Origin of the sequence: Salinarimonas chemoclinalis, assembly GCF_041514305.1 — a bacterium.
Classification (GTDB): Bacteria; Pseudomonadota; Alphaproteobacteria; order Rhizobiales; family Beijerinckiaceae; genus Salinarimonas; species Salinarimonas chemoclinalis.
Genome location: NZ_JBGMWH010000020.1, coordinates 14,733 through 26,010, shown reverse-complemented (window position 1 = coordinate 26,010; position 11,278 = coordinate 14,733). Strand labels below are relative to the sequence as shown.

Genomic DNA, 11,278 nt, shown 5'->3' with positions numbered 1-11,278 from the left:
CACCGGCCATGTGCCGCTTCCTCGCCTACCGGGGCGAACCGGTCTTCGTCTCCGATCTCGTCTGCGCCCCCGCGCACTCGCTGGTGCACCAGTCCCTGCACGCCGAGGAGGCGAAGACCGAGACGAACGGGGACGGCTTCGGCATCGGCTGGTACGGCGAGCGGCCCGAGCCCGGCCTCTACCGCGAGATCCGCCCGGCCTGGTCGGACGAGAACCTGGCGAGCCTCTCCGAGCAGGTGCGCTCGCGGCTGTTCTTCGCCCACGTGCGCGCCTCCACCGGCACGGCGACGACGCGGGCGAACTGCCACCCGTTCAAGCAGGGCCGGCACCTGTTCATGCACAACGGGCAGATCGGCGGCTATTCGCGCATCCGCCGCAGGCTCGACGCGCTCATCCCCGACGGGCTCTACGACGCGCGCCAGGGCAACACCGACTCGGAGGCGATCTTCCTGATGGCGCTGGCCGACGGCCTCGCCGAGGACCCGATCGGCGCCATGGCGCGTACGCTCGCCACGGTGCGGGCGATGGTGCGGGCGGCCTCCATCGACGAGCCCGTGCGCTTCACGGCGGCCTTCACCGACGGGGAGAACCTCGTCGCCTATCGCTGGGCCTGCGACGACCGCCCGCCCTCGCTCTACTGGCGCGAGAGCGCGACGGGGCTGCTCGTCGTCTCCGAGCCGATCGACGCCGAGCGGGAGGGCTGGCGGGAGATGCCGCGGGGCTGCACGCTGCTCGCGCGGCCCGGCCGCCCCGTCGAGATCGCCTGCCTCAACGCGGCCATGGCCCGGGCCGCCTGACGCCGCCCCGTGCCCGGGCGCTCTCGGACCGATCTCAGATCATCGACAGCGCCAGCATCGCCACGCCGCCCACGAGCCCGGCGCAGGCGAGCGCGGCGGCGACGAGCGAGGCCCGCGCGCTCGCGCGGTAGCCGAACGCCGCGTCCGCACCCCGCCGCGCCCCCGCGACCACCGTCCCGCCCGTGTCCCGTGCCATGATGGGTCCCCGTCCAGCGCCCGCGGCCACCTCGGCCGGCGGGCTCGATCACGGGAACGAGAAGGCGCCGGGCGCGCTGAACGGCCGGTAAAGCCGATCGGTCGCATTCGACCTATCGTGAACGCGGCGTTAGCGCGGGCCGCTCGCCCGCCCGGCCGCCGGGTCGGGGACGTCCCCTCGAACCGGGGCCGCTCCCCGCTTCGTCGGCGCGCCCGCCCGTGCTACAGGGCCGCGTTCGCCGCCCTCCGGAGCCGCCCCGCCATGAAGCCGCTCAACGCCGTCTACGCCGGCCTGCCGACCACGATCTTCGAGGAGATGTCCCGGCGCGCCCGCGAGACCGGGGCGGTGAACCTCGGCCAGGGCTTCCCGGACGATCCCGGCCCGGCCGACGTGCGCGAGGCGGCGGCGAAGGCGGTGATCGAGGGCTGGAACCAGTATCCGCCGATGCTCGGGCTGCCGGAGCTGCGCGGGGCGATCGCCGCGCACTACGCGCGCTGGCAGGGGCTCGACCTCGATCCCCAGCGAGAGGTGATGGTGACCTCCGGCGCCACCGAGGCGCTCGCCGGCGCGCTGATGGCGCTCGTCGAGCCCGGCGACGAGGTCGTCCTGTTCGCGCCGATGTACGACGCCTACCTGCCGCTCGTGCGCCGCGCCGGCGGCGTGCCGCGCGTCGTGACGCTCGCGCCCCCGCGCTTCGGCCTCGACGAGGGAGCGCTGCGCGACGCGATCTCGCCGCGCACCAAGGCCGCGCTGTTCTGCAACCCGTTGAACCCCACCGCGACGATCTTCTCCGACGCGGACCGCGCGCTCCTCGCGCGCGTGTGCGTCGAGAACGACCTCGTCGCGATCTGCGACGAGGTCTGGGAGCACGTGGTCTTCGACGGCGCGCGCCATCGGCCGCTGATCGCCGAGCCGGGCATGCGCGAGCGGACGGTGAAGATCGGCTCGGCGGGCAAGATCTTCAACCTCACCGGCTGGAAGGTCGGCTTCGTCTGCGCCGCGCCGGCGTTGCTCGGCGCGCTCGCCAAGGCCCACCAGTTCCTCACCTTCACCACCCCGCCCAACCTCCAGTCCGCCGTCGCCTACGGGCTCGCCAAGGAGGACGCCTGGTTCGAGGCCATGCGCGCCGACCTGCAGCGCTCCCGCGACCGCTTCTGCGCGGGCCTCGCCGACCTCGGCTTCGCCGTGATCCCCGCCGCGGGCACCTACTTCGTCACCGTGGACCTCGCCGGCCGCGACGAGGACGATGTCGCCTTCTGCCGGCGGCTGGTCACGGACCACGGCGTCGCCGCCATCCCGGTCTCGGCCTTCTACCCGGGCGGCGAGGTGACCAACGTGGTGCGCTTCTGCTTCGCGAAGCGCGACGCGACGCTGGACGCGGCGCTCGCGCGGATGCGGGGGGTTTGAGGGATCGAGCCCGCGAAGCGGCTTCGATCCCGTCCCCTCCGTTCGGGGCGTCGCGATCGTCGCCCGAGCGCCGACGAGAGCCGTCCGCGCGCCCGCGCCGATCGCGCTTGCGGATCCCGCGACTGTCGGACATGATGCCCGGAACGTCGGACAGGAGGGGATCGTGGCGAGGCCCGAGCCGAAGCGACACACGGAGGTGGAGCGAGCGCGCGCCGTGCGCGGCCAGAGCCGTCGACGATCCCTCGACCCGATGGTGGCCGAGCGTGTGGAGCAGGCCTTGGCGCGCTTGAGAGACGATGGGCGCCTGGCCGGGGAGCGTGGGCGCAGGCTCAGCGTGCGGGTCGATCCGGGGCTCGTCGCCGCGGCTGCCGAGCGTATCGGCACGGAGAACCCCACCGACATCATCGAGAGCGCGCTGGCCCTCCTGGCGTCTCCCGACCCCTTCGTGCATTGGCTCCTGACGACAGGGGACCGTCTGCCCGAGGACTTCGAGCTTGCGATCTGATACGGCGCGGTCGATCGCGGAACGTCACGACCCCGCTCGCCGCACACGGTCGCTCGCCTATCGCGAGCGCGGCGTCCTACCCTTCGACGCGGCCGACGTCCCGCAGCTGCCGCTGCTGCTCGACACGACCGTCTACGTCGATCGGCTCCAGGGGCGATTGCCACCCGAGCTCGCACCGCTGCTGACGCTTCGTGCCATTCGGCACAGCTCCGTCGCCTGCGCCGAGCTCACGATCACGCTCGGCATGCTGGATCCCGCGCATTCCGGAACGCCGCAGGTCGCCTCCGCCATCGCGAACGTCCTGAGCACCATCGACATGAGCCGCACGGTGGAACCGTCCGCGGAGGCGTTCATCGAGGCCGGCATGCTGGCGGGCATCCTGGCGCGGACGCAGGGGCTGGCGCGGCCGAAGAAGAGCCTGAGCCCGGCCGAGCGATGCTGCCAGGAAGGGCGGCGACGCGCAGTCCTGAACGACGCCTTGATCTACATGTCGGCGATCGAGAGCGAGTCGCTGCTCCTGAGCCGAAACACGCGGGATCTCGATCTGCTCCAGCAACTGAAGCCGTCCTGGAACCTGCTGCTCTACGACGCCGTCGGCGCCCGGCCCCGAACCAGCCCGGGTCGCTAGACCCTGGACAGACCCTTGCACCCCACCCCCCTCTCGCCTACGTTTCGCACGCGTCGGCGCCGCCGCGCGCATCCCCTCCACCGCACATGCAAACATCGGGAGACCGCACGCGATGGGTCGCATCCTCCCCACCCGCCGGGCGCTTCGCGCGCTCGCGTCCGTGTCCGCGCTGGCGCTCGTGGCGAGCGTGGCGCATGCGCAGGAGCGCGTCGTCAACGTCTACAATTGGTCGGACTACGTCGACCCGCAGGTGCTCGCCGACTTCACCGCCGAGACCGGCATCCGCGTCGTCTACGACACCTACGACAACAACGAGATCGTCGAGACCAAGCTGCTCGCCGGCCGCTCGGGCTACGACATCGTGGTGCCGTCGGGCCCGTTCACGCAGCGCCTGATCCGGGCCGGCGTGTTCGCCCCCCTCGACAAGGGCGCGATCCCCAACCTCGAGCACGCCTGGCCGCAGATCGCCGACCGGCTCGCGGTGTACGATCCCGGCAACGCGCATGCCGTGAACTACATGTGGGGCACGACCGGGATCGGCATCGACGTCGACGCGGTGCGCGAGCGGCTCGGGCCGGACGCGAACCTCGAGACCTGGGATCTCGTCTTCGATCCCGAGGTGGCCTCCAAGCTGAGGGATTGCGGCATCCACGTGCTCGACGCGCCCGAGGACCTGTTCCCGACCGCACTCAACTATCTCGGCCTCGATCCGGACTCGAAGGACGAGGGCGACCTCCAGCAGGGCGCCGATCTCCTCGCCGCGATGGCGCAGAACGTGCGGAAGTTCCACTCTTCGGAATACATCAACGCGCTCGCCAACGGCGACATCTGCGTGGCGGTCGGCTACTCGGGCGACGTGCTCCAGGCCAAGGCGCGCGCCGAGGAGGCCGGCAACGGCGTCGAGATCGCCTACGTCGTGCCGGAGGAGGGCGCGCTGCTCTGGTTCGACTCCTTCTCGATCCCCGCGGACGCGCCCAACATCGAGGAGGCGCACGCCTTCATCGACTACATGATGCGCCCCGAGGTCGCCGCGCGGAACGTGAACTACGTCGCCTACGCGTCGGGCAACCTCGCCGCGAAGGAGTTCATCGATCCGGAGGTGCTGGGCGACCCGGGCATCTACCCGAGCGATTCGACGATCGAGAACCTGTTCATCAACACCGCCTACGACCCGCGCTCCCAGCGCTTCGTGACGCGCGCCTGGACGCGGGTGAAGACGGGGCGCTGAGGCGCCGAGCGAGCGCCGCCCCGCCGAACGCCGTCAGTGCCGGGTGATCGGCGGGCGGACCCGTCGCGCCGGACGAGTGGCCGCCCGTTCCGCGCGCAGCGGGCGGGCGGCCCGCCAAGCCTCCCGGCGTCGGTCGGCGGGCGAGGCGCCCTCGGCCTCGAGAGCGCCGGTCTCGTCGGCGCTGGTCGCCCGGGCGAGGGCCCAGGCGAGGCCGGCGACGATCAGCCCGGTGCCGAGCGCGATCGCCGCGGCGGCGCCGGGATGCAGCTGCGCCTCGAGCGCGAGGCGCGTCGCCCGCCGGGGCGCCGCCCGCGCCATGCGCCGGGCGAGCCCCGGCGCGACCGCGCCGAGCGCATCCGCGGCATGGCCGCCGGCCCCGACGACGAGCATCCGCCGCGGGTGCTCGGCCGCGAACAGCGCCGCGCGGGCGACGAGCGCGGGGTCGTAGGCCGGCAGGGTGTCCTCCACCAGATCCTCCGGCCCGCCATCCGGCGGCGCGTCGACCGCGCTCGGGCGCACCAGCGTCATCGAGATCGGCGCACGCTCCGCCGCGAGCTCGCGCCGCAGGCCCACGACGAAGGCCGCGATCGCCCCGCGGGCGGCGGCGTAGGGCGCCTGCATCGCGAGGGCGCGCTCGGCGACGCCGCCGCCGACCACGACGATGGCGCCGCCGCGCCGGCGCAGGTGGCGCGCCGCCTCGATCGCGCCGGTGGCGGCGCTCCAGTAGATCCCGTCGAAGATGCGACGCTGCTCCCCCGAGCCGGTCGCGAGCGCCGCGCCCGCCAGCGCCGTCGGCACGGTCGCGACCCAGGTGTCGAAGCCGCCCCAGGTGGCCTGCGCGACCTGGACGACCCGGCGCGCCTCCTCCGGCTCGGCGACGTCGGCCTCGACCGTGACGACCCGCGCGCCCGCGGCGGCGAGGGCGTTCGCGACCCGCGTCAGCGCCCCGCCGTCGCGGCCCACGAGGACGAGGCGCGCGCCGCGCGCGGCCGCCCCGCGGGCGACGGCGCGGCCCACGCCGCCGGCGGCGCCGGTGACGACGACGGTCTGATGCGCGAGCGGCTTCAGGCGTGGGATCATCGGGGGCTCCTCGGATCTGCGAGCGGATGGCGGTCCGTGCGGACGCGCGGGGAACGGGCGCGGGCGAGCGCCGGTTCCCCGCCGGCGCGGCGGTGCGCGAGACGGACCAGGCATCACGATGCGTGATGGGGGCCATGCAGCCAATTCGCTTCCCCCGCGTGAGCGAGCCGCTAAGCTGCATGCGAGCCTCACACCCGCCGCACGCGCCCTCGACGGAGCCCGGACCCGATGCCCTCCCCCGCCGTTGCGCCGCGCGCCTCGCGCGTCGCCCCCGAGATCGTCGTCGCCGCGGGCTGCCTGATCGCGCTCGTCACCTTCGGCCCGCGCGCCTCGGCGGGCCTGTTCCAGGTGCCGATGACGACCGAGTTCGGCTGGGGGCGCGACACGTTCGGCCTCGCCATCGCCATCCAGAACCTCGTCTGGGGGATCGGCCAGCCCCTCGCCGGCGCGGTCGCGGACCGCTTCGGCACGGTGCGGGTGCTGATCGTCGGCGCGCTGCTCTACGCCGTCGGCCTCGTCGTCATGGCCCTCGCCTCGACGCCGATGATGCTGCACCTGGGCGCGGGCGTGCTGATCGGCATCGGGCTCGCCGGCGCGTCGTTCAACCTCGTGCTCGGCGCCTTCGGCAAGCTCCTGCCGGAGGAATGGCGGCCGATGGCCTTCGGCATGGGCGTGGCCGCCGGGTCCTTCGGCCAGTTCCTGTTCCCGCCGATCGGCAACGCGCTGATCGAGGCGGTCGGCTGGCAGGACGCGTTGCTGTGGTTCTCGGCGATCATGCTCGTGGTGCTTCCGCTCTCGGTGATGCTCGCGACCCGCGGCACCGGCGGCGCGTCGGCGAAGGCCGACGCGGGGCCGAGCCAGTCGATCGCACAGGCGCTGGCGGAGGCCTTCCGGCACCGCTCCTACGTGCTCCTCGTCACCGGCTTCTTCACCTGCGGCTTCCAGCTCGCCTTCATCACCGCCCACCTCCCGGCGTACCTGAAGGACGCGGGCCTCTCGGCGGCGGTCGGCGGCTGGACGCTCGCGGTGATCGGGCTCGCCAACGCGGTGGGCTCGCTCGGCGCGGGCTGGCTCTCCACGCGCATGCCCAAGCGCCATCTGCTGGCCTGGATCTATCTCGGACGGGCGATCGCCATCGCCGCCTTCGTGCTGGTGCCGGCCTCCCCCGCCTCGGCCATCGTCTTCGGCATCACCATCGGGCTCCTGTGGCTCTCCACCGTGCCGCCGACCTCGGCGCTGGTGATGGTGATGTTCGGCACGCGCTACATGGCGATGCTCTACGGCTTCGCCTTCTTCTCCCACCAGCTCGGCGGCTTCTTCGGCGTGCTGCTCGGCGGCGTGCTCTACGAGGCGACCGGCGGCTACGCCATCGTCTGGTGGTTCTCGGTGGCGCTCGGCATCGCGTCGGCGCTGATCAACCTGCCGATCGTCGAGAAGCCGGTCGCCCGCCTCGCCGCCCAGCCGGGGTGACGGGCGGCGCTCCGCGGGCCCTTGCTCCCGGCGCGGCGCTCGGCCATGAGAGGCCTCCCACACGAGAGGACCTCCCCATGACCGAGATCACCCGCATCAAGCCCGGCCCGCGCATGTCCATGGCCGTCGTCCACGGCGACACCGTCTACACCGCGGGCCAGGTGGCCAAGGAGACCGCCGGCGGCTCGGTGGCCGAGCAGACCCGGGAGATCCTGGGGATGATCGACGCGCTCCTGGCCGAGGCCGGCACGGACAAGACGAAGCTCCTCTCGGCCTCGATCTGGCTGACCGACATGGCCGGCTTCGCCGAGATGAACGGCGTGTGGGACGCCTGGGTCGCGCCGGGCTGCGCGCCCGCCCGCGCCACCGTCGAGGCGAAGCTCGCCGCGGAGCAGTACAAGGTCGAGATCGCCGTGATCGCCGCGCGCTGAGCCACGGCGGCGGCCGTCAGGCGCCGGCGAGCGCGCGCAGAGCCACGACCGCGCCGACCCCCACCGCGACGCAGGCGATCAGCGGGAGCCGGATCGCCGCGAGCGCCACGAGCACGCCGGCGATCGCCTCGGGCCAGCCCGACAGCAGCACCGCCGGCGCGATCACCGCCGTGAGCACCGCGGGCGGGATCGCGTCGAAGGCCGCCTTCGCCCGCCCCCGCAACGCGAGGCGCCCGGCGAGGGCGAGGCCGGCGACGCGGGTCGCGTAGGTCACGCCCGCCATGCCGACGATGGTGGCCAGCGCCGCGGGATCGACGGCGAGCGCATCTCTCATCGCGTCCTCCCCTCGTCCATCGGCCCCGGCCGCCAGGCGAGCGCCGCCGCCACGATGCCGGCGATCGCTCCCGCGGGAACGTGCCAGGGCGGGCCGACGGCGAAGGCCGCGCCCGCCGCCGCGGCTGCGCTGGCGCCCACCGCGATCCCCGTCGCCGGCCCCTTCCAGAGCGCGGCGACGAGGGCGATGAACAGCGCCGGGAAGGCGAAATCCGCCCCGAAGCGGGCGGGATCGCCGAGCCGCGCGCCGAGCGCTGCGCCCGCCGTGATCGTCGCCATCCAGGTGGTGAAGAACACGGCCACCATGGCGAACCAGTAGGTCGGCGTCAGCCGCGCCGCCGCCGCCCGTCGCTCCCCGAGCGCCCAGAGCTCGTCGGCCAGGAAGTGGAATCCGACGAGCCGCTGCCACGGCGCGAAGGCCTCCGTGCGCGGCGCGAGCGAGGCGCTCATCAGGACGTGGCGCGCGTTGATCAGGAGCGTCGAGAACAGGATCGCGGCGATCGGCACGGGGTCGGCCCACAGCTCGATCGCGGCGAACTGCGAGCCTCCGGCGAAGACGAGGGCGGACATCAGCGCCGTCTCCGCCGATGAGAGCCCGCTCGCGGTGGCGAGCGCGCCGAACAGCACGCCGATCGGCAGGAGCGCGAGCGTCGGCGCCGCAATGTCGGCGAGCGCCGCGCGGATCTCGTCGGAGCGGGTCGAAGCGGGAGCGGATGGGTGCACGGAAGGGCCTCGGGGCGCGCGATCGTCGACGCCGAGATCGCCCGATCCGCCCCGCACGGTCTTGCACGAAAGTGCGTTTCAGGCCGCGGCCCGCGCGGCGTAGGCGCCGGGCGTGATGCCCATGCGCGCCTTGAAGGCGCGGTTGAGGTGGCTCTGGTCGTAGAAGCCGACCTCGACGGCGACGGCGGCGGGCGGCTCGCCGGCGACGAGGAGCCGGCAAGCGGCGCGGAAGCGCCGGTCGACCTGGTAGGCGTGGGGGGTGAGCCCCGTCTCCCGCCCGAAGGCGCGGATCAGGTGCGTGCGCGACAACCCGGCCTCGCGTGCCAGCATTTCGAGGCCGAGGTCCTCGGCGAAGTGCGCGTCGATCGCCTCGCGCACGCGGGCGACCGCGCGGCTCTCGCGCGTCGCCGCCGGCGCGCCGCGGAGGTCGCCGTGGCGGGAGACGAGCCGCGCCAGGAAGCCGAGGAGCCGCTCGTCGGTCTCGAGCGTCCCGGCGCCGCTGCCGGCGCCGAGCGCGTCGTGCAGCGCCGCGAGCTCGGCGACGAGGCCGGGGTCGTCGACGACGGAGGGTGCGAACCAGGGCGCGCGCGGGACCGGCCGCCCGAGGAGATCCTCCGCCACCTCCCGCATCAGCGCCGGCGAGGGATAGAGCGTGCGGTAGACGAAGTGGCCGCCGTAGGGCTCGCCGTCGTGCGCCTCGTCGGGGGAGACGAGGCACAATGAGCCGGCGAAGGCGTAGTTCTGCGTGCCCCGCCGCCAGAACGTCTCGCAGCCCTCGACGATGGCGGCGATGGCGTAGGTCTCGTGCGTGTGGCGGGCGTAGGCGTGCCGGCGGAAGCGCGCGGCGAGGCAGTCGAGATCGGCGTAGCGCGGCACGCGCCAGAACCGCGCGACGTCGCCGGCGGCGGCGAGCGCGGGATCGAGGGACGTGAGCGGTGACGCGGCGCACATGGCACGAAGCTAGCGCGCCCCGCCGCCCGCCGTCTTGGACGAAAGCGCCCTCGAACCCTCAGCTCAGCTCCTCGATCGCGTCCATCTTCGCGCGGTCGAAGGCGATGTGGCCGGCGATGGGCGCGACGGCGGGGAATGGGGTCTCGTACGCCCAGGCGGCGTCCCTCGTCTCCTTGCCGTGGCCGGAGACGCCGAAATAGGTCGCCTCGCCCTTGTAGGGGCAATGCGTGCGCCTCGGCGACGGCGAGAGCAGGTCCATCGCCACGTCCGCGCGCGGCACGTAGAAGACCGGCGGATAGACGCTCTCCTCCAGCCGCAGCGCGGCGTCCGTCTCCGCGACGATGGCGCCGCCGAGCACGACGCGCACGCGCTTGCCGTGCGGCGCGATGCCGATCGGATGGTCGGGGCCGGGCTCCTTCATCGGGGTCTCCTCTTTCGGCCCGCGGCCGGGCTCGCTCCTTCGGGATCGGGGGAGAGACTACCCGCGCCGCGCGGTGCACGCACCTGGGGAAAACCCGCCCGGCGGCACCGCGCCCTCACCCGGGCCCCGCCTTCTCGCCGGCCGAAATCTCGCGCGTGCCGAGCGCGTCCGCGAGCCGCACCGCGGCGGATCCCGGCCGCAGCGGCTTCTGCTGGCTCTCGTGGGGCGCCCAGCCCGTCAGCCAGACGAGCTCGAAGGTCGCGCGCACCCGCCCGTCGGGATCGGCGTAGCGCGCAGCATAGATCTCGGCGAGGCGCCCGAGCGTGGCGCGGGTCAGCGGCGCGCGGCGGCGCTCCGCGAGGACGTTGGTCAGCCCCATGGCACGCAGGTCGCGCATCAGCGCGAAGACGTGGTCGTAGCGCACCACGAGCGGATCGGCGTCGACGACCGGCAGCGCGAAGCCGGCGCGCTGGAGCAGCGACCCGAGGTCGCGCACGTCGGCGAAGGGCGCGACGCGCGGCGAGACGCCGCCGATCGTCTCGGCCTCCGCCGCGGCGAAGCTCTGCCGCAGCTCGTGGAGCGTCGCGCCGCCGAGCAGGCAGGCGACGAGCAGCCCGTCGGGCGCGAGCGCGCGGCGCGCCTGGATCAGCGCGCCGGGAAGATCGTTGACGCCCTGCAGCGAGAGCGCGGAGGCGACGAGGTTCACCGACGCGGGCGCGAGCGGCAGCGCCTCCTCGTCGGCGACGACGGCGCCCGGCTCGGGGAGCGGCGCGAGGCGCAGCACGCGCTCGGTCCCGGGACGCCGGGCGAGCATCCGCGCGACGTGCGGCGCGGGCGTGCCGAGGTCGACGCACACGGGAAACTCACGCAGCACGGCCGCGAGCCGGTCTTCCAGGTCCTCCGCCGCCCGCGCGACGAGGAAGTCGGCATCGAGATCGGCACGGCCGCCCGCCGCCCGCGCGCGGGCGAGACGGATGCGGGCGAGCCCGCGATCGAACACGACGTCGCTCATCGCCTCCTCCTCCAGACCCCGCACATAGCGATCGCGCACGTCCGCGAAAAGCCGGGGCGCATCGCCGCGGGAGGCGGGCGTCGCGGCGGCGGCATG

Annotated in this window: 14 protein-coding genes; 7 read left to right on the top strand and 7 right to left on the bottom strand. The window is 74.1% G+C overall.

Annotation, left to right across the window (positions count from 1 at the left end; all coding sequences use genetic code 11):
- Nucleotides 1-8 precede the first annotated feature (8 nt).
- Nucleotides 9-797 carry a class II glutamine amidotransferase gene (locus AB9M23_RS20065; RefSeq protein WP_372426384.1) on the top strand — a complete coding sequence of 263 codons (789 nt, stop codon included), beginning with the start codon at nt 9-11 and terminating at the stop codon, nt 795-797.
- A 34-nt stretch (nt 798-831) separates the two neighbouring features.
- Here the strand turns inward: AB9M23_RS20065 and AB9M23_RS20060 are convergent, their stop codons facing one another.
- On the bottom strand, nt 832-993 hold the full coding sequence (locus AB9M23_RS20060) for a hypothetical protein (RefSeq protein ID WP_372426383.1): 162 nt from the start codon (nt 991-993) through the stop codon (nt 832-834).
- Nucleotides 994-1,254: 261 nt separating this feature from the next.
- Between AB9M23_RS20060 and AB9M23_RS20055 the strand changes: the two genes are divergently transcribed.
- The 4 genes from AB9M23_RS20055 to AB9M23_RS20040 all read left to right on the top strand — a co-directional run bounded on the left by AB9M23_RS20055 (nt 1,255) and on the right by AB9M23_RS20040 (nt 4,761).
- On the top strand, nt 1,255-2,400 hold the full coding sequence (locus tag AB9M23_RS20055) for an aminotransferase (protein ID WP_372426382.1): 1,146 nt from the start codon (nt 1,255-1,257) through the stop codon (nt 2,398-2,400).
- Between the two features lie 163 nt (nt 2,401-2,563).
- Nucleotides 2,564-2,905 carry a hypothetical protein gene (locus tag AB9M23_RS20050; RefSeq protein WP_372426381.1) on the top strand — a complete coding sequence of 114 codons (342 nt, stop codon included), beginning with the start codon at nt 2,564-2,566 and terminating at the stop codon, nt 2,903-2,905.
- Complete coding sequence (locus AB9M23_RS20045; protein WP_372426380.1) at nt 2,895-3,533, top strand: type II toxin-antitoxin system VapC family toxin; 639 nt, start codon at nt 2,895-2,897, stop codon at nt 3,531-3,533. The genes AB9M23_RS20050 and AB9M23_RS20045 overlap by 11 nt, the downstream gene beginning before the upstream one ends.
- Nucleotides 3,534-3,645: 112 nt before the next feature.
- Nucleotides 3,646-4,761: a polyamine ABC transporter substrate-binding protein gene (locus AB9M23_RS20040; RefSeq protein ID WP_372426379.1), complete on the top strand. Its 1,116-nt coding sequence runs from the start codon at nt 3,646-3,648 to the stop codon at nt 4,759-4,761.
- Between the two features lie 33 nt (nt 4,762-4,794).
- Here AB9M23_RS20040 and AB9M23_RS20035 read toward each other — a convergent pair whose 3' ends face one another.
- Entirely contained in the window at nt 4,795-5,841 is a 1,047-nt protein-coding gene (locus AB9M23_RS20035; RefSeq protein ID WP_372426377.1) for an SDR family NAD(P)-dependent oxidoreductase, read from the bottom strand.
- A gap of 228 nt (nt 5,842-6,069) precedes the next feature.
- On the opposite strand from AB9M23_RS20035, the gene AB9M23_RS20030 reads away from it, so the two are divergent.
- Nucleotides 6,070-7,311 (top strand): MFS transporter, encoded by a 1,242-nt coding sequence (locus tag AB9M23_RS20030; protein ID WP_372426375.1) that lies wholly within the window; start codon nt 6,070-6,072, stop codon nt 7,309-7,311.
- A gap of 77 nt (nt 7,312-7,388) precedes the next feature.
- The gene (locus tag AB9M23_RS20025; protein WP_372426373.1) at nt 7,389-7,742 is read left to right on the top strand and encodes a RidA family protein; all 354 of its coding nucleotides are present in this window, start codon (nt 7,389-7,391) and stop codon (nt 7,740-7,742) included.
- Between the two features lie 16 nt (nt 7,743-7,758).
- Here AB9M23_RS20025 and AB9M23_RS20020 read toward each other — a convergent pair whose 3' ends face one another.
- The 5 genes from AB9M23_RS20020 to AB9M23_RS20000 all read right to left on the bottom strand — a co-directional run bounded on the left by AB9M23_RS20020 (nt 7,759) and on the right by AB9M23_RS20000 (nt 11,182).
- A complete protein-coding gene (locus AB9M23_RS20020; protein ID WP_372426371.1) occupies nt 7,759-8,076 on the bottom strand; it encodes an AzlD family protein in 318 nt (105 codons plus the stop codon).
- A complete protein-coding gene (locus AB9M23_RS20015) occupies nt 8,073-8,798 on the bottom strand; it encodes an AzlC family ABC transporter permease (RefSeq protein ID WP_372426369.1) in 726 nt (241 codons plus the stop codon). The genes AB9M23_RS20020 and AB9M23_RS20015 overlap by 4 nt, the downstream gene beginning before the upstream one ends.
- A 78-nt stretch (nt 8,799-8,876) precedes the next feature.
- Nucleotides 8,877-9,749: a helix-turn-helix domain-containing protein gene (locus AB9M23_RS20010; protein WP_372426367.1), complete on the bottom strand. Its 873-nt coding sequence runs from the start codon at nt 9,747-9,749 to the stop codon at nt 8,877-8,879.
- Between the two features lie 58 nt (nt 9,750-9,807).
- Nucleotides 9,808-10,170, bottom strand: coding sequence for a DUF427 domain-containing protein (locus AB9M23_RS20005; RefSeq protein WP_372426365.1), 363 nt, complete (start codon nt 10,168-10,170; stop codon nt 9,808-9,810).
- Between the two features lie 115 nt (nt 10,171-10,285).
- Nucleotides 10,286-11,182 (bottom strand): methyltransferase domain-containing protein, encoded by an 897-nt coding sequence (locus tag AB9M23_RS20000; protein WP_372426363.1) that lies wholly within the window; start codon nt 11,180-11,182, stop codon nt 10,286-10,288.
- Nucleotides 11,183-11,278 lie beyond the last annotated feature (96 nt).